At 73.6% G+C, this 16,566-nt stretch carries 17 protein-coding genes; 8 read left to right on the forward strand and 9 right to left on the reverse strand.

All coding sequences use genetic code 11. The features are described 5' to 3' along the window. Positions 1 to 78: 78 nt before the first annotated feature. Positions 79 to 501: an SRPBCC family protein gene (locus Vau01_RS19780; protein ID WP_203994840.1), complete on the forward strand. Its 423-nt coding sequence runs from the start codon at positions 79 to 81 to the stop codon at positions 499 to 501. A 4-nt stretch (positions 502 to 505) separates the two neighbouring features. Next, entirely contained in the window at positions 506 to 955 is a 450-nt protein-coding gene (locus Vau01_RS19785) for a MarR family winged helix-turn-helix transcriptional regulator (RefSeq protein WP_203994842.1), read from the forward strand. Here the strand turns inward: Vau01_RS19785 and Vau01_RS19790 are convergent. Next, positions 909 to 1,202 carry a PaaI family thioesterase gene (locus Vau01_RS19790; RefSeq protein WP_203994843.1) on the reverse strand — a complete coding sequence of 98 codons (294 nt, stop codon included), beginning with the start codon at positions 1,200 to 1,202 and terminating at the stop codon, positions 909 to 911. The two genes, Vau01_RS19785 and Vau01_RS19790, sit on opposite strands and share 47 nt — an antisense overlap. Before the next feature lie 60 nt (positions 1,203 to 1,262). On the opposite strand from Vau01_RS19790, the gene Vau01_RS19795 reads away from it, so the two are divergent. Beyond that, positions 1,263 to 3,650, forward strand: a complete 2,388-nt coding sequence (locus Vau01_RS19795) for a tetratricopeptide repeat protein (RefSeq protein WP_203994845.1) — start codon at positions 1,263 to 1,265, stop codon at positions 3,648 to 3,650. Between the two features lie 10 nt (positions 3,651 to 3,660). Here Vau01_RS19795 and Vau01_RS19800 read toward each other — a convergent pair whose 3' ends face one another. After that, positions 3,661 to 4,554 (reverse strand): dihydrodipicolinate synthase family protein, encoded by an 894-nt coding sequence (locus Vau01_RS19800; RefSeq protein ID WP_203994855.1) that lies wholly within the window; start codon positions 4,552 to 4,554, stop codon positions 3,661 to 3,663. Positions 4,555 to 4,624: 70 nt separating this feature from the next. Between Vau01_RS19800 and Vau01_RS19805 the strand changes: the two genes are divergently transcribed. Continuing rightward, positions 4,625 to 5,518, forward strand: coding sequence for a LysR family transcriptional regulator (locus Vau01_RS19805; RefSeq protein WP_203994858.1), 894 nt, complete (start codon positions 4,625 to 4,627; stop codon positions 5,516 to 5,518). On the opposite strand, the gene Vau01_RS19810 is transcribed toward Vau01_RS19805, so the two are convergent. From Vau01_RS19810 to Vau01_RS19820, 3 genes are read right to left on the reverse strand one after another with little or no spacing between them, the layout of a single operon-like run. Beyond that, positions 5,478 to 6,566, reverse strand: coding sequence for a LacI family DNA-binding transcriptional regulator (locus Vau01_RS19810; RefSeq protein ID WP_203994860.1), 1,089 nt, complete (start codon positions 6,564 to 6,566; stop codon positions 5,478 to 5,480). The two genes, Vau01_RS19805 and Vau01_RS19810, sit on opposite strands and share 41 nt — an antisense overlap. A gap of 10 nt (positions 6,567 to 6,576) precedes the next feature. Next, positions 6,577 to 7,614: a hypothetical protein gene (locus tag Vau01_RS19815; RefSeq protein ID WP_203994861.1), complete on the reverse strand. Its 1,038-nt coding sequence runs from the start codon at positions 7,612 to 7,614 to the stop codon at positions 6,577 to 6,579. Next, complete coding sequence (locus Vau01_RS19820; RefSeq protein ID WP_203994862.1) at positions 7,611 to 8,114, reverse strand: SigE family RNA polymerase sigma factor; 504 nt, start codon at positions 8,112 to 8,114, stop codon at positions 7,611 to 7,613. The genes Vau01_RS19815 and Vau01_RS19820 overlap by 4 nt, the downstream gene beginning before the upstream one ends. 152 nt (positions 8,115 to 8,266) lie before the next feature. On the opposite strand from Vau01_RS19820, the gene Vau01_RS19825 reads away from it, so the two are divergent. From Vau01_RS19825 to Vau01_RS19835, 3 genes are read left to right on the forward strand one after another with little or no spacing between them, the layout of a single operon-like run. Further along, entirely contained in the window at positions 8,267 to 9,082 is an 816-nt protein-coding gene (locus Vau01_RS19825; RefSeq protein ID WP_203994863.1) for a type II CAAX endopeptidase family protein, read from the forward strand. After that, positions 9,079 to 10,263, forward strand: a complete 1,185-nt coding sequence (locus Vau01_RS19830) for a sensor histidine kinase (protein ID WP_203994864.1) — start codon at positions 9,079 to 9,081, stop codon at positions 10,261 to 10,263. The genes Vau01_RS19825 and Vau01_RS19830 overlap by 4 nt, the downstream gene beginning before the upstream one ends. Further along, the gene (locus Vau01_RS19835) at positions 10,260 to 10,913 is read left to right on the forward strand and encodes a response regulator (RefSeq protein WP_239151713.1); all 654 of its coding nucleotides are present in this window, start codon (positions 10,260 to 10,262) and stop codon (positions 10,911 to 10,913) included. The genes Vau01_RS19830 and Vau01_RS19835 overlap by 4 nt, the downstream gene beginning before the upstream one ends. On the opposite strand, the gene Vau01_RS19840 is transcribed toward Vau01_RS19835, so the two are convergent. The 4 genes from Vau01_RS19840 to Vau01_RS19855 all read right to left on the reverse strand — a co-directional run bounded on the left by Vau01_RS19840 (position 10,889) and on the right by Vau01_RS19855 (position 15,937). Then, on the reverse strand, positions 10,889 to 12,340 hold the full coding sequence (locus Vau01_RS19840; protein WP_203994866.1) for a pyridoxal phosphate-dependent decarboxylase family protein: 1,452 nt from the start codon (positions 12,338 to 12,340) through the stop codon (positions 10,889 to 10,891). The genes Vau01_RS19835 and Vau01_RS19840 overlap by 25 nt on opposite strands. A gap of 53 nt (positions 12,341 to 12,393) precedes the next feature. Then, positions 12,394 to 13,140: a helix-turn-helix transcriptional regulator gene (locus Vau01_RS19845; RefSeq protein ID WP_203994868.1), complete on the reverse strand. Its 747-nt coding sequence runs from the start codon at positions 13,138 to 13,140 to the stop codon at positions 12,394 to 12,396. 173 nt (positions 13,141 to 13,313) lie between these two features. Continuing rightward, positions 13,314 to 14,414: a lytic polysaccharide monooxygenase auxiliary activity family 9 protein gene (locus tag Vau01_RS19850; protein ID WP_203994875.1), complete on the reverse strand. Its 1,101-nt coding sequence runs from the start codon at positions 14,412 to 14,414 to the stop codon at positions 13,314 to 13,316. A 98-nt stretch (positions 14,415 to 14,512) separates the two neighbouring features. After that, a complete protein-coding gene (locus Vau01_RS19855; protein WP_203994878.1) occupies positions 14,513 to 15,937 on the reverse strand; it encodes an MFS transporter in 1,425 nt (474 codons plus the stop codon). A gap of 80 nt (positions 15,938 to 16,017) precedes the next feature. Here Vau01_RS19855 and Vau01_RS19860 point away from each other — a divergent pair, with 80 nt between their 5' ends. Further along, complete coding sequence (locus Vau01_RS19860; protein WP_203994881.1) at positions 16,018 to 16,512, forward strand: winged helix-turn-helix transcriptional regulator; 495 nt, start codon at positions 16,018 to 16,020, stop codon at positions 16,510 to 16,512. Positions 16,513 to 16,566: the final 54 nt, after the last annotated feature.

The following is a 16,566-nucleotide window of genomic DNA, read 5'->3' on the forward strand; positions in this document are numbered from 1 at the left end:
AGGTTCGTCGAACGCATGGCGTCCACTCTACCGTGCCGGGGCTTGCCGGATATAGTAAGCGCGCATACTATCTCCGGCATGAGCATCGAGTTGGGTTCCGGCCAGATGATGTCGACCGCGCCGCCGACGGCGTTCTTCGCCCGGTGGGCCGACCATGCCACCTGGCCGGAGTGGGACCCCGACACCCTCTGGGTGCGGATGGACGGGCCCGTCGGGCCGGGCGCCACCGGGCGCATCAAGCCGCGCGGGGGACCGGCCGTGCGGTTCACCGTCTCCGTCTACGACCCGCCGACCGAGTACACCGACGTCGCCGCGCTGATGGGCGCCCGGCTCACGTTCCGGCACACGGCCACCGTCACCGAGGACGGGAAGACGGTGGTCACCGCCCACGCGAGCCTTGCCGGGCCGTTGTCCCGGCTGTGGGCGACGGTGATGGGACGCGGTTTCCGCGACGCCGTGCCGACCGCGCTCGCCCGACTGGTGGAGCTGGTGGAACAGTGACCGGATGCTCGACACCGGGTTCGCCGACGCCGACGACAGCACCGGCCTCCTGCTCTGGCGGATCACCAACGCCTGGCAGGCCGCCCAGCGCGCCGCGCTCAAACCCTACGACCTGACCCACGTTCAGTTCGTGCTGCTGGCCGGCCTCACCTGGCTGGCCGGCGACGAACCGGTCACCCAGAAGGCGGTCGCCGCGCACACCGGCACCGATCCGATGATGGCGTCGCAGGTGCTGCGGGCGCTGGAGGCCAAGAGCCTGATCGAGCGCGGCCGGCACCCGACCGACAGCCGGGCCAACGCGCTCACCCCGACGCCGGCCGGGCGTGACCTGGCTAACCGCGCGGTGCGGGCGGTGGAGGACGTCGACCGGCGCTTCTTCGGCCCGCTCGGCGCGGACCAGGCGGCGTTCACCGCGGCCCTGCGCCGCCTGGACAAGAGCCACCCGCGCGGCTGACGGTCACGGTGAGCACGTCGGCGTCGGCGGGAAGCAGGGTCAGCGCCGCGTACCCGCCAGCGCTGTCGGCGATCGCGCTGGTGGCACCCGCGTGCACGTAGCCGTGCTGCTGCGTCACCTCGCGGCGGTTGGCGAGCTCGATGTGCACGCGGCCCGGCTCCACCCGGGTCAGCCGGGCGGCGAGATGGCGCATCAGGCCCTGCCGGTCGAAACTCTCGGCGATGCGCCGGTGCAGGTCGTCGTCCACGGGCCCCATCATCGCCCACCCACCGGGCAGAATGACGGCCGGCAGCGGGGGAGGTGCCGGGTGGACGCCGGCGAGCTTCGGGTGTGGTTGCTGGGCCGGATCCGCGTGACGCGCGGCGGGGTCGACCTCGAGCTGGGACGCCCGCAGCGGCGGGCCGTCCTCGCCTGGCTGGCGCTCGCCGGCGGCCGTCCGCTCGGGCTCGACGACCTCGTCGCCGCGCTGTGGCCGGCCGGTCCGCCACCGTCGGCGACGAACATCGTCCAGACGCACATCAAGCACCTGCGCCGGCTCCTGGAACCGGACCGGCCGGCGCGCACTACGTGCCGGCTGCTGCCCTCCGTCGGCACCGGGTACCGCCTCGCCCTCGACCCCGACAGCGTCGACCTGTTCCGGTTCCGCCGCCTGGCGGAGCGGGCGCGGGCCGCGCACCGGTCCGGCGACCCGGCCGGCGCCGGCGACCTGGCCGGCGAGGCGCTGCGGCTGTGGCGGCCGCCGCCGGCCGACCTGCCGGAGCTGGCCCGCCATCCCGGGGTCGCGGCGGCGACCGCGGAGGCCGACCTCATGTCGTCATGGCGCGTCTCCCGGCCCGTCGCGGACACGACCGCTCCGGTTCCGGAACAGCTCCCGCCCGATCTGGAAATCGTTACGGGACGCGGTGAGCAGCTGCGGTGGCTCGACACCCTGGTCTGCCGGAGCACCGCCCCACGGGTGGCCGTGATCAGTGGCCCGGCCGGGATCGGCAAGACCGCGCTCGCCGTCCACTGGGCGCACCGCGTCGCCGCACACTTCCCCGACGGGCAGCTCCACGCCGACCTCGCCGGCCCGGTCCGACCCGACGAGGTGCTGCGGGCGTTCCTCATCGCGCTCGGCGTCGCGCCGCACCGCGTCCCGGTGGACCTGTCCGCGCGGATCGGCCGGTACCGGAGCCTGCTCGCCGGTCGGCGCGTGCTCGTGGTGCTCGACGGCGCCCGCCGGGCCGATCAGGTCCGCCCGCTGCTGCCCGGAACCGCCGGCTGCGTCGTGCTCGTCACCGGCCGCGACGACCTGCCCGGCCTCGTCACGGACGGCGCCCGGTCGGTCGCCCTGCCGCTGCTGACCGCCGCCGAGGCCCGTGACCTGCTGGCCACCCGGCTCGGCACGGCCCGGATGGCGGCGGCGCCGGAGGCCGTCGACCGGATCGTCGAGGCGTGCGCCGGGCTGCCGTTGGCGCTGGCGCTCGTGGCCGCCCACGCCGTCACGCGCCCGGACGTCCCGCTCCCGGAACTGAGCGGCCGGCTCCGGCCGGGCGGCGTCATCCCGTGGTCCTGTCGTGACCTGGAACCCGACGCGGCCGTACTGTTCCGGCGGCTCGGCGTGCATCCCGGCCCGGACGTCTCGACCGCGGCGGCGGCCGCCCTGGCCGACCTGCCGGCCGACCGGGTCACGCGGGCGTTGGGCGAGCTGACCGGTGCCGGCCTCGCCGTCGAGCACCGTGCCGGCCGGTTCGCGCTGCCCGACCTCGTGCGCGCCCACGCCGCCCACCTCGCCGGTGCCGCCGACCGGTGCGCGGCCCTTGCCCGGGTCGCCGAACACTATCTGCGTCGGGCCGACGCCGGGCCCGAATGGTTCGCCACCGAGCACGCCGTGCTGCTCGCGATGCTCGGCGCGCTCGCCGCCCACGGCCTCGACCGGCACGTGTGCGACCTCGCCCGGCGCATGGCCCCGTACCTCGACGACCGGGCCGGTCAGGTGGTCGTCCTGCGGGCCGCGCTCGGGGCCGCCGAGCGGCTCGGCGACCGGCCCGCGCAGGCCCGCACGCACCGCGCCCTGGCCCGGGCGTACTCCCGGCTGGACCGGCACGGTGCCGCCCGCCGCGAACTCGGCCACGCGCTCGCCCGGTACACCGCCCTCGGCGACGACGCCGGCCGGGCCGACACCGAACTGAGCCTCGCCGAGGTGAGCCTGACCGAATCGAGGCTGGCCGAAGTGAGCCCGGCCGGCGCGGGTGGGCGGGTCCGCGCGGCGCTGGCGCACGCCGAACGCGCGCTGGACCTCCACGAGGCCGCCGGCCACCCGCGGGGACGGGCCACCGCGCTCACCACGGTCGGCCGGTGCCACGGGCTGCTCGGCGACCATGATCACGCGTTGACCTACTGCGTGCGGGCGCTGCGCGTCCACGAGGATCTCGGTGATCGGCGCGGCGCCGCCGACGCGTGGGACGCCATGGGCGACGCCAACCGGGGGCTGGCCCGGTACCGGTCGGCCACCCGGTGCTACCGCCGGGCGGTCGCGCTGTTCGCCGAACTCGGCGACCGGTTCGCGGAGGCGACGTCGTCGACCCGCCTCGGCGACAACCACCGTGCCGCCGGTGACCTGTTGGCCGCCCGCCGCACGTGGTCGACCGCCCTCGCCATCCTGACCGACCTGGACCATCCCGACGCCGAGCGGGTACGGGCGCGGATGCGATGAGCCGGCGGGTTCAGACCGGCGCCGGTAGGCGCGCGGCAGCCGCGAGTTCGGCGAGGCGGCGGCGGGCCGTCGCGGTCGTGTCCGGCCCGGCGGCGAGCAGCGGCAGTCGCACCGCGGCGGTTGGAATGCGTCCCTGCGCGTGCAGGACCGCCTTGATCACGGTCGGGTTCGGCTCGGCGAACAGCGCCGTCGACAGGAGCCCGAGCCGGCCGCCCAGCGCGCGTGCCGCGGCGACGTCGCCGGCCCGCCACAACGCGATGAGCCGGCCGAAGTCGGCGGTGGCCACCAACGCGGACGCCAGGATGCCGCCGTGCGCGCCGAGTGCCAGCAGCGCCGAGACGAACGGGTCGTCGCCACCGAGGATCGCCAGGCCGGCGGGTGGATCGGCGAGCAGGTCGACGGTGTCGGCGGTGATGCCGCCCGGGGCGTACTTCAGTCCGACCACACCGGGCACCTCGGCCAGCCGCCGCAACGTGTCCGCGGACAGGTGCTGGCCGGTGCGGTACGGGACGTCGTACACGACGAGCGGCACCGGACTGTCCGCGGCGAGCCGCGTGAAGTAGGCGAGAACGCCCGCCTCACCGGGACGGACGAACGGCGGCACCAGGCTGAGCGCCGCCACCACCTCCGACATGTCACCCAACGCGCGCAACGCCTGCGGGCTGTGGGCACCGACCAGCAGTTGCGCGCCGCGTTCCCGGCATACGCGCGCGGCCACGTCGAGCACCAGGCGCTGCTCCGGTGCGGTGAGCGTGGCCGGCTCGGCGGTGGTGCCCAGCGCCACCAGGCCACGGGCCCCGGCGTCCAGCACCCCGTGCGCGAGGGCCTCCAGGGCGTCGGGCGCGACCTCGCCCGTCCGGTGGAACGGCGTGATCAGCGGAACGTACAGCCCGGTCAGCGTCATGCCGCCAGCCTGCCCGACGAGGTCATGCAGAACCAGTTCACCTTTCTCGACTCAACCGTAAGCTGAGCTAATGCTCGACGTACGCCGGCTGCGGCTCCTCCGGGACCTGTCCCACCTGGGGACCATCGCCGCGGTCGCCGCGGCCCACTCCTACACGCCGTCCGCCGTGTCGCAGCAACTCGCCGCGCTGCAACGCGAAGCCGGCGTTCCGCTGCTCGAACACGCCGGCCGGGGCGTCAGTCTCACCCCCGCCGGGGTGGCCCTCGTGCACCACACCGAGACGATCCTGGCCACTCTGGAAGCCGCCGGCGCCACGCTGGCCGCCGCGCGCACCGGGCTGTCCGGAACCCTGCGCATCGGCGCCTTCCCCAGCGCCGTGCGCACGTTGCTGCCGCCGGCACTGGCCGCGTTCGGCCGCGACCACCCCGCCCTCGACCTCATGGTCACCGAACTGGACCCGGTCGCGATGCCCGACCAGCTCCGCGACGGGCGGCTGGACGTGGCGCTGCTGCACGACTACGACATCGTGCCGGTCGCGCCCGACCCCACCCTGGACTCGACCCCGCTCCTCGACGAGACGGTCTACCTCGCCGTGCCCGCCGACGCGGATTTCGACGCCGACCCCGTTGCGGGCGCCCGCGGCGCCGACTGGATCGTGGGCACCCCCGGCACCCTGTGCCACACCGTCGCCGTGCGGGCCTGCCAGGCGGCCGGGTTCACGCCCAGGGTGCGCCACCACGCCGACGACTTCACCGCCGTCCTCGCGCTGGTCGCCGCCGGACAGGGCGTGTCCGTGGTGCCGCAACTCGGCGCGGCCGACCCACCGCCCGGCGTCCGGCTCCTCCCGCTGGCCGCCCACCGGCGCACGCGCGTGGCCTACCGGCGGGGCGCGGGCACCCATCCCGCGGTGGCCGCGTTCAGCGTCACCCTCCGGGCCTCGACCGACGCGTACCTGCGCCGGTAGGAGGGGGCGCGGTCGACTCGCGCAGCACCAGCGTGGGCGGTTCGAGCGTCACCTCGGGCAGCGGCCCGCCCGCCACCTCCGCGACCACCGCGTCGAGGCAGGCGCGGCCCAGCGCCACGAAGTTCATCCGCACCGTCGTCAGCGCCGGCGTCCAGTAGGCGGCGCCGGGGACGTCGTCGAAGCCGACGACGCTCACGTCGCCGGGGACGTTGCGGCCGGCCTCGTACAGGGCGCGGCGCACCGCGAGGGCCGTGTCGTCGTTGCCGCACAGGATCGCCGTGACGGCCGGGTCGGCGGCCAGCCGCACTCCGGCGGCGTGGGCCGACTCCGGGTCCCAGCCGCCGGCGAGGACCGGCGGGACCGGGGCGCCGGCCCGTTCCAGCACGTCGCGCCAGCCGGCCCGGCGGGCGCTGGTGCCGGTCTCCGACGGGATCGCCACGTGGTGCACGGTGCGGTGGCCGAGGTCGAGCAGGTGGCGGGTGGCCTCGGCGGCGGCCTGCCGCTCGTCGAGGAACAGCATGGTGCGCGCCGACCCCGTCAACCCGCCGGCCTCCGTGGCCGCCACGGCGGGCACGGACGCGGGCAGCGCCCGCACCACCCCGGAGCCGGCCGGGTCGAACGCGATCACGATGACACCACCGGCGCTCGGGTCGCTGACGTGCTCGACGGCGTGGCGCACGTCGTCGGCGCGGTCGGACTCGACCACCCGGATCCCGACCGCCAGGCCGGCCGACCGGGCCGCCTCCTCGATGCCGCGCAGCGTCGACGCGTAGCCGTAGAGCGTCGTGTCGGCGGTGACGACCGTGACCGCGCCGGCCCGGCCCGACCCGAGCGCCCGCGCCGCCCGGTTCGGGCGGTAGTCCATCCGGCCGATCACGTCGAGCACCAGCTGCCGGGTGCCGGCGCTGACCTTCGGCGAGTCGTTCAGCACCCGCGACACGGTCTGGTACGACACCCCGGCGGCCGCCGCCACGTCGCGGATGCTGGGCGTGCTGTCCCGCCGCCGCCCGGCCGGCCTGTCGGGGAAAGATCGCACCACACGAGACATGGTGGCACGGTCACATCGGGTCGGCCGGCCAGGTGGCGGGGTCGGTGCCGCCGGTCCACACCAGCCCGTTGCGGATGGCCCGGACCAGCGCCACGTCGTAGGCGCCCGACGCCGTCAGCGACACCGCGCCGCCACCGGGCTGCTCGGCGGTCGATTCCATGATCGACGCGCCGCCGTCGCCCGGGTGCTGCGTTTCGGAGACCGACCGGCCCGACCCCTGGGTGGTCGTGTCGAACAGGACGTGGAACGCTCCGTCGGACACGCTGAGCGTGGTCATCACCACCCCGTCGCCGGTGAACACCATGCTGCAGGACTCCGCTGTCATGCCGGCGGGCAGGTGTCCGAGCCGGAACGGCACCACGCAGCGGAACGCGCCGTCGGTGCGCACGCTCGCCGCGATCCGCAGTGCCTCGGTCTCGTCGGCGGCGCCGACGATCTGCAGCCACCGGCCGTCGGCGGTCCGCCAGCGCAGCACCGTTCCGTTGCCGCGATCACTGCGGTCCACGGCGAACGTCGCCGGCCGGCCCGACACGGAGACGGACCTCGTCTGGCCGTCGAGCGGCTCGAAGTCCTGCGTGGTGGCGCCGAACCGCACCGTGAGACGGCGCTCGGCACCGTCGACGTACAGGTTCTCCTGCCGCTCGTCGACGAACAACTGGTGCTGCACGCTGGTCATCGCGAACGGCGGCTGCGCCAGGCTCAGCCGCAACCGCAACGCGGTGGTCGCGGTCGCGGCGGGCGGTGCCGGCCACGTCGTCAATTCCCGGTGACGCGGCGGAGCCGCCGATTTCGAGGATCCGACCGGCGACCCGGGCGTCGACCCGTACTGCGGCGCCGACGCCGGCCCGCCGTTCGGGCCCAGCACCGTCATCGTCACCACCAGCGCGGCCAGGCCGGCCGCCAGGCCCGCGCCCGTCACCAGCCCGACGCGGCGCCGCCGGTACCGGACGCCGGCCCGGCGGGCACCCGCCAGCAGCCCCTCGACGTGGACGTCGTCGCCGGCCGCCCGTTCCAGGGTGGCGCTCAAGGACCTGTCGAAGTCGGTCATCGGCTTCCCCCGGTCGAGAACAGTTCCGTGTCGGTGTCCAGCGCGCCGCGCAGCGCGTCCAATGCCCTTTTCACCTGCGTGCGGACCGTGACCGCCGAGCAGTTCAGCAGCTCGGCGATCGTCGCGTCGTCGAGGTCCTCGTAGTAGCGCAGCACCACGGCGGCGCGTTGCTTGGCGGGCAGCCGCCGGACGTAGGCCCACAACACGTCGCGGTCGGCGACCTCGGCCTCGAGATCGGATCGACCCGCGGGATCACCGGTGTCGGCGACGACGAGCTCGCGGCTCGACATCCGACGCCCGCGCGTGATCGCGGCGTTGACCAGCATCCGCCGCAGGTACGCCTCCGGTGCCCGCATGGCCGCGATCCGCTTCCAGCTCACGAACGCCCGCGCCAGCACCTCCTGGGTGAGGTCCTCGCCGCGGTGCCGGTCGCCGGTGAGCAGCCGGGCCAGCCGCACCAGCGCCGCACCGCGCGCCCGCACGAAGTCGTCGAATTCCAACGGCCCCCCTTTGTCCTCCGATGAACGACGCGGACCCGCCGAACTGTTGCACGTCCCCCGAGCGAGCTACCCACAGGTGTCCACCGGACGGTGACGACTCCGGAGCGTGAGATCCATAGCGTTCAACGCGTCGATTTCAACAGGGAGTGGTCATGCGTCTGGTGAAGCAGCTTGTCGTCGTCGGAGCGGCCTCGTTGGTGGGTTCGCTCGCCGTGGGCGCGGTCGGCGGTAATCCCGTGCTCACGCTGGTGCTCGGCGTGGCGACGGCCGTCCTCGTGATCTTCGCGTACCGGTGGGTGGTGCGCCGGACCGAGCGCCGCGCCGTGGATGAGCTGTCGCGGCCGGGTGCGGCGTCGGCGGTGGGGCGCGGAGTGGTGCTCGGCATCGCGTTGTTCGCGGCGGTCATCGCGGTGATCGCGCTGTTCGGTGGTTACGAGGTGGACGGGTGGGGGTCGGCGTCCGGCGCGGTGACGCTGCTCGGGTTCTCGATCGGCGCGGCGGTCACCGAGGAGGTGGTCTTCCGCGGGGTGCTGTTCCGGATCGTCGAGGAGCGCCTGGGCACGTGGCTCGGGTTGGTGCTCACCGGCCTGCTGTTCGGCCTGATGCACCTGTTCAACGAGAACGCCACGCTGTGGGGCGCGCTGGCCATCGCGATCGAGGCCGGCGGGATGCTCGGGGCGGCGTACGTCGCGACCCGCCGCCTGTGGCTGCCGATCGGCCTGCACCTCGGCTGGAACTTCGCCGAGGCCGGCATCTTCGGCACGATCGTGTCGGGCAAGGACGAGGCGCACGGCCTGCTCGACGCCACCGTGTCGGGGTCGACGCTGCTCGGCGGCGGCGACTTCGGCCCGGAGGCGAGCCTGGCGGCGGTGGTCGCGGGCGTCCTGGTGACGGTCGTCTTCATGCGCCTGGCGTACCGGCGGGGGAATGTGAGGCCCCGGCGCGCGGCCGTTACTGTCGCTCCGTGATCAGCCTCCGCCGGGTCCCGGACCGGTGGCGTCGCGTCGACGTCACGGTCCGGGACCTCCCGTTCGCGCTGCTGCTCGCGGCCGCGTCGCTGGTGCCGTGGCTGCACAACTACGGGACGCGGCTGGGCGACCTGCCCGACCGTCCCGCCGACCCGCTGGCGGCCGCGACCGTGCTCCTCGAGTGCCTGCCGCTCGCCGTGCGGCGACGGTGGCCGGCGGTCTGCCTGGCGCTGGTGTCGATCGGCTTCGCGATCGACCAGCTCCGCGGGTACCACACGGTCGCCGGAACAGCGCTGCCGATCGCCGTCATGTCCGCGGGAGCCCACCTGACCCGCGGCCGGCGCGTCACCGCGGTGCTCGCGTCCCTCGCGTACGTGCCCCTCGCGCTCGCCCTCGACCGGGCCGGATCGCCCGAGGGCGTCGCCGGGTTCGTGACGTTCTACCTCTTCGGGCTGGCCCTGCCGTGGGGCGTCGGGGTCTGGTTGCGGCAGACGCGGGCGGTCGAGGCGGAGCGCCGTCGGCACGTCGCCGAGGCCACCCGGCTGGCCGAGCGGACCCGCATCGCCCGCGAGCTCCACGACGTGGTCACCCATCACGTGACGGCGATGGTGGTACAGGCCGAGTCCGCCCGGTACCTGACCGCGGCGCCGGACCGCCTCGACCGGACGCTGACCGCGGTGACCGACACCGGCCGCCGGGCCATCTCCGACCTGCGGCACCTGCTCGACCTGCTGAACCCCGACCACGACACCGAACCCGTCGGCGACCTCCACACGCTCGTGGAGCAGACCCGGCGGGCCGGCCAACCGGTGGAGTTCACCGAGGACGGCGACCCCGCCGAGTCGGCCGGCAGCGCGGAGGCGGCCGCCTACCGGGTGGTGCAGGAGGCGCTGACGAACGCGCTCAAGTACGCCCACGGCAGCCCCACCGTGGTCCGCGTGCACCACGGGGCGAGGGAGATCAGCGTGGAGGTCACCACCGGGGGCGCATCGGCGTCCACGAAGCACAGCAAGCGTGGCCCGGCGACCGTGCCGCGGATTGGGCCGATCGGCGGAAGTGGCCGTGGCCTCGGCGGCCTCCGCGACCGCGTCGACGTCCTCGGCGGCGAGTTCACGGCCGGTGAGCAGGCGGGCGGCGGCTTCGTCGTGCGGGCCCGCATCCCGGCCGGGAGCGCATCGTGATCCGCGTGCTGGTCTGCGACGACCAGGCCCTGATCCGCACCGGCTTCACCACGATCATCGACGCCCAACCCGACCTGGAGGTGGTCGGCGAGTGCGGCGACGGCCGCGCCGCGGTCGACCTGGCCGGTGCCCTGCGCCCCGACGTGGTGGTGATGGACGTCCGCATGCCGGTGCTCGACGGCATCGGGGCGACCCGGCTGCTGGCCGGCGCCGGGGTCGCGCACCCGGTGAAGGTCCTGGTGGTGACGACGTTCAACCTCGACGAGTACGTGTACGAGGCGCTGCGGGCCGGCGCCAGCGGCTTCCTCCTGAAGGACGCGCCGCCGGCCCAGCTGCTGCACGGGATCCGCACGGTGGCGACCGGCGCCGCGCTGCTCGCCCCGGAGGTGACCCGCCAACTCGTCGGCCGCTACGCGGCCCGCATCCGCCCGGCACCCGCGGGCTCCGCGGACGGGATCCCGTTGACGCCGCGCGAGCTGGAGGTGCTGCGGTTGATCGCCGACGGCCGGTCGAACAGCGAGATCGCGGCCACGCTGGTGATCAGCCACGAGACCGTGAAGACGTACGTGTCGAGGATCCTGACGAAACTCGATCTCCGGGACCGCGTGCAGGCGGTGGTGTACGCCTACCGCCGCGGCCTCGTCTCCTGAGAACCGGGTGGTCGAGAGCCGCCCACGTGCGCGAGCAGCCTGTCCAGGGTGTCGAGCGTGGATCCGATGTCCTGTGTCGTGGTTTCCGGGTGGATCGTGCACATCCGGAGGACCGGTCCCGATCCGAGGTCGGTGGTGAAGACCATCGCGTGGCCGTCGGTCAGGGTGTCCTGTGCGATCTGGCGGGTGATTCTGTGGACGGTGTCGTCGTCCAGTCCGGGTAGGTGCGGGCGGAAGGTGACGACGCCGAGCCGGGCCGGTGTGACGACGTCCCAGCGGGGGTTCGCCCGGATCAGGGACTCCGTCTGCTCGGCCAGGGTGATGCCGTGCTCTACCGCCTCCCGGACGGTGTTGAGGCCGAATGTCTGCAGGGTCATCCAGATCTTCAGGGCGCGGAACGACCGGGTGAGCTGCGGCCCGTAGTCGTAGAAGTTCACCGGATCGTCGGCGGCGCGTGCCTCGGTGAGATAGACGGCGTCGAGGGTGTACGCCCGGCGGAGCTTCTCGGCGTCCCGGACGAGTGTGCAGCCGGCCTCGTAGGGTTGGAACCACCACTTGTGCGGATCCATCGCGATGGAGTCGGCGCGTCCGATCCCGTCGAGCAGCGGCCTGGCCCGCGTACTCAACACGGCGGCACCTCCGTAGGCGGCGTCGACGTGGAACCAGACCCCGCTCCGGTGGCACACGTCGGCGATCGCGTTCAGCGGGTCGATCGCGCCGGTGCTGGTGGTTCCGGCGGTCGCGACGACGCACAGCGGCACGGCGCCGGCAGCGTGGTCGGCGTCGATCGCCGCCTGTAACGCCGCGGCGTCCATGACCTGGTCGTCGGTGGTCGGCACCGCATGCACCTGGTCCGGGATGAATCCCAGGTAGGCCAGACCGCGCACGATGGCCGCGTGGGTGTGCCTGGTGACGTAGATCCTGGCGCCGGGATTCCCCGCCTGCAGCCGGTCCATCCGGGCGGCGTGGATCGCGACCAGGGTGGCCTGGGTTCCGCCGCTGGTGAGGATGCCACCGGCCGACGCCGGCAGGCCGAGGAGGTCACGCAGCCAGTCGAGCACGATCAGTTCGACCTGCGCGGCGCCGGCACCGGCCAGCCAGTGGCCGGCGAACACGTTCGCGCCGGACGCGAGGAAGTCCGCCACCGCCGCGACGAAGTTGCCGGGCGAGGGCACGTAGGCGAAGAAGCGCGGATGATCGGTGGCGGCGCATGCCGGCAGGATGTCGGCGGCGACCCGGTCGAGGACCCGCAACGGATCGCGGCCGTCGGTCGGTACCGGTTCACGGAGCGCCTTTTCCAGCTCCTCCCGCGTCCACCGTCGGGCCACCGGGCGGTTCCCGAGGTCGTGTGTGCGCTCCGCGATGAGGTCCACCGCCGCATGGCCGAGTTCGCGCATCTCGTCGACGGACAGTCGCATCTGATCCATGACCGGGAGGCTGACACGGCCGGTCGGCCCGCGTCTTGGACGATCGTGACCGCTCAACCGCGCTGGTATGCGCCGGGCGGCACGCCGACCATCCGGGTGAAATGGCGGTTGAGATGTGGCTGGTCGTAGAAGCCCGCCCGACCGGCCACCTCGATCGGCTGCACGCCGGCGTCCAGCAACTGGCGGGCGAGGTCCACGCGGCGGGACACGACGTAGGCATAGGGCGACAGGCCATGGCTCCGGCGGAACGCCCGGATGAGCGCGGCGGGTGTGACGCCCAGGTGGCCGGCGATGTCCAGGATCCGGACCGGTTCCGTGAAGCACGCGTCGAGGCGCAGTTTGACCGCGGTGGCCAGACGCCGCGCCGACCGCGTGCCCGGCTCGCCCGTCGTCACGACGCGGCTGTGCGCGAACACCGAACACAGCGCCGCGACCGTTTGCTCCCGTTGCTCCTCCGGCGCGCCGCTGTGCGTCGAGTTCACCAGGCGGCGCACCGGTTCCGACGGCTGGATGATGTCCGTGAAAGAGGGAGAACGCCCACCGCCCAACAGGTCCGCGACGACGTCCTCCGGAACCGTCACCGCCACGTACGACAGTGCACGGTCCTCGTCGACGACGCCGTCATGCAGTTCGCCCGGGTGCAGGACGGTCGCGGAGGCCGGCGTCGCCTGGCTCCAGACGCCGTCGCGTCGCAGCCGGACGGACCCGCCCCGCAACAGCCCGAAGGACCATCCCTGATGGGCGTGCCGGGGGAACCGGTGCCCGGGGCTCAGCCGCAGCCGCCGGGCGATCAACGCCATGGCCGTGCCGCTCCGGTGACGGAGCCGTCGGGGTGCATGTCTGATCTCCTCCGGTGGCGGCGTCGGTGCGGACGATACCGGGCGCCGGCGCCACCTGCTGTCGCCGTGTCGTCACCGGAACGGCGGGGGCCGCCGCCGCGAGGTGCGCGGCGACGGCCCGAGTGGTGATGCGGTCAGCCGAGCATGCACATCAGCCCGGGTAGTGACGTGACGGACGCGCCGTTGGCCAGGAAGCCTATTTCGGCGCTGCCGTTGGCGGGGATGCTGGCGTTCCACGATTCCGGATTGACGGTCACGAACGAGCCGTCGGAGGTGGCTTTACCTCCCCACGCCTGGGTCAGGGCCTGGCTGGCGGGCCAGCTCCAGTGGACCATCCAGTTCGACACCGCTCCGCCGTTGGCGCCGCGGACGGTCACCTTGCCCTGGAAGCCGCCGCCCCACGAGCTGACCACGGCGTACTGGGCGGTGCAGCCGGTGGTCGGGTTGCCCGAGGTGCTGGGGCTACCTGGGTTGCTGGGGCCGCTGCTCGAGTTCGACGGGTTCGGGTTGGGGTTCCCGCCGATGCCCGTGACCTCACCGTTGCCGCCGTCGAAGACCACGTCGGAGCAGCCGTAGAACGTCTCGGTGCTGTCCGACCGGGACCACACGGAGTAGATCAGGTGCCGGCCGGACTTGTTGGTCGGCAGGCGGCCGGTCCAGGTGTAGCGGCCGTCGTTGGTGCCCGGGCCACCGATCGACTCGGGGTTGGTCACCTGGGAGAACGGGGCGGCCTCCAGGTCGCTCCAGGCCAGGGCGCGGGTCGGGCTCCACGAGTCCTTGGTGATGTAGAGGTAGAACGTGCCCGGGTGCTTGGCCCAGTTGTTGTAGTCGAAGCGGAAGTTCGCGCCGGACGTCAGGTGGGTCACCGGCCAGTCGTTGCGGGCGAGGTTGAAGCCGGTGAAGTTGTACGGGCCTCCGGTGCCGCCGCTGCACGCCTGGCCGTCGGGGATGAAGCCGGCGGTGCGGCCGGCGCCGTCGGACCGAAGCACGGCGAACCAGTTGTACAGCGAGGTCGCTCCGCTCTGCGCGACCGCCGCCGCACAGGCGGGGTTGCGGGGGTTGATCGCACCGGTCGAGTCGAGACCGTCGCGCCAGCAGAGGTAGGTGCGGCTGCCGGGCGCCATCATGGCGCCGTGCGCCTCGGCGGGGGTGGGGGAAGAGAGCACGACGACCAGGCCCGTGGTGACGGTGACCACGGCCGCCGCCGCGAACGCCATCAGGTGTCTGACTTTCATGCGGGGGTCCTCTCGACAGACTGGGAGAACAGGGGGGTGGGAGCGCTCCCACAACCATCGACCCTCATCAAAATCCTGTCAAGAGCCGAAACAGCCCCTCAACCTGCCGGACATGTTTCCGCGGGTCCGTTCACCGGAACGGCGACCGGGCGGCGGGCCCGGAGGCCGAACGCCGTCACCACCACGGCGAGCACCGCGGCGACCAGCGGCACCCACAGCGCGACCCTGATCGCGCCGAAGCCGGCGTCGCCCGGTGCGAAGCCGGAGATCGCGAGCGTGGCGGTCACCGCCGACAGCCCCAGGGCGGTGCCGAACTGCAGCGCCGTGTACAGCAGGCCGGCGGCGAGGCCGTGCTCGTCCGGGTCGATGTCGTCGCTGGCGGCCATCGTCAGCGGACCGTAGGCCAGCGCGAACCCGAACCCGAGCAGCACCAGCGACGGCAGCATCGCGGCGTAGGTCCAGTCGAGGTCGACCCGCAGGAACACCGCGTACGCGACCGCCGCCGACACCAGCCCACCGAACAGGACACGCGCGTTGCCGAACCGGTCGACGAGCCGCGGCGTCAGCGTCGGCGCGAGCACCGTGTCGAGGGCGACCACCAGCATCGCGAGGCCGGTCTGCAGGGTGCTCCAGCCACGCAGTTCCTGCAGGTACAGGGTCATCAGGAACTGGAACCCGGCGAACGCCGCCAGGAACGCCCCGGCCGCCAGGTTCGTCCGCACCAGCGCGGCGGACCGCAGGATGCCCAACCGCACCAGCGGTGCCGGTGACCGGCGCTCGACCGTCACGAAGAGGAGCAGCGCTCCGGCGGCGGCCGCGAACACGGCCACGGTCACCGGCGTCCCCTCGCCCGGGTGTTCCAGGCGGATGACGCCGTACACGGTCAGCAGCATCGCGGCGGTGATCGCGACGGCGCCGGCGAGGTCGAACCGCGCCCAGGCGAACGCGGGCCGCCGGGCTCCGTCGTGGTCCTTCAGCAACGGGACGGCCGCCAGCAGGATCAGCGCCGACAACAGGACCGGTGCGAAGAACACCCAGCGCCAGCCGAGCGAGGTGAGGAGTCCACCGGCCACCAGGCCGAGCGAGAACCCGCCGGCCGCCGTCCCGGCGTAGACGCCCAGCGCCTTCGTCCGCTGCGGGCCGGCCGGGAAGTTCGTCGTGATCAGCGCCAGGCCGGCGGGGGTCATGAACGCGGCGGCGACGCCGGTGACGAACCGGGCGACAAGGAGCGTCCAGCCGTTGGTGGCGAGGCCGCCGATCCCGGAGAAGACCAGGAAGACCACCAGCCAGAGCACGAACATGCGACGGTGGCCGAGCAGGTCGGCGGCCCGGCCACCGAGGAGCATGAAGCCGCCGTACCCGAGGACGTACGCGCTCACCACCCCGCTGAGCACCCCGGTCGACAGGCCGAGGTCGGCCCTGATCTCCGGCAGCGCGATGTTGACCATCGCGACGTCGATCCCCTCCAGGAAGATCGCGCCGCACAGCACGAACAGGACACCCCACGCGCGCGGTGTGAACATTGACGAACCCATTCCGGTTACTCCCATGCGTGCCGGTTCCTTCTTGTAACCAGGAGCATCGTGGGGCACCATCGGTGACCATGGAAGAAGGCACTTCCCCGTCCCTCGGTAACTGCTGTGATACCGACCAGGACTACGACGTCCGGCAGTGGGACACCCGGGAGGACTGCGAAGTCCGGCAGATCCTCGACCGGATCGCCGACAAGTGGTCGCTGCTCGTGATCGCCCTGCTCGACCGGCGCAGCCTGCGCTTCACCGAGCTACGCCGGGCGGTCGACGGGGTCAGTCAGCGGATGCTCGCCCGCACGCTGCGCCAGCTCGAACGCGACGGCCTGGTGAGCCGGACCGTGCACGCCGCCGTCCCGCCCCGCGTCGACTACGAGCTGACGCCGCTCGGCGCGACCCTGCACACGACGATCCGGGCGCTCGTCGACTGGACCGAGCAGCACCAGAACGAGATCGCCACCGCGCGGGCGGCCTACGACCGGCGCGAGGTCGCCGACCGCGAGGCCCAGGACCGAGAGACCGCCCGCCGCGACGCCGTCGCCCGCGAGATCCTCGCCGGCCTGCGCTGACGGCCCTGTCGGGAGAGAAAGTTCGGTTCCGGGCTGACGTTCTCTCCCGAAACC

The organism is Virgisporangium aurantiacum, from assembly GCF_016863635.1.
In the GTDB taxonomy this organism is placed as follows: Bacteria; Actinomycetota; Actinomycetes; order Mycobacteriales; family Micromonosporaceae; genus Virgisporangium; species Virgisporangium aurantiacum.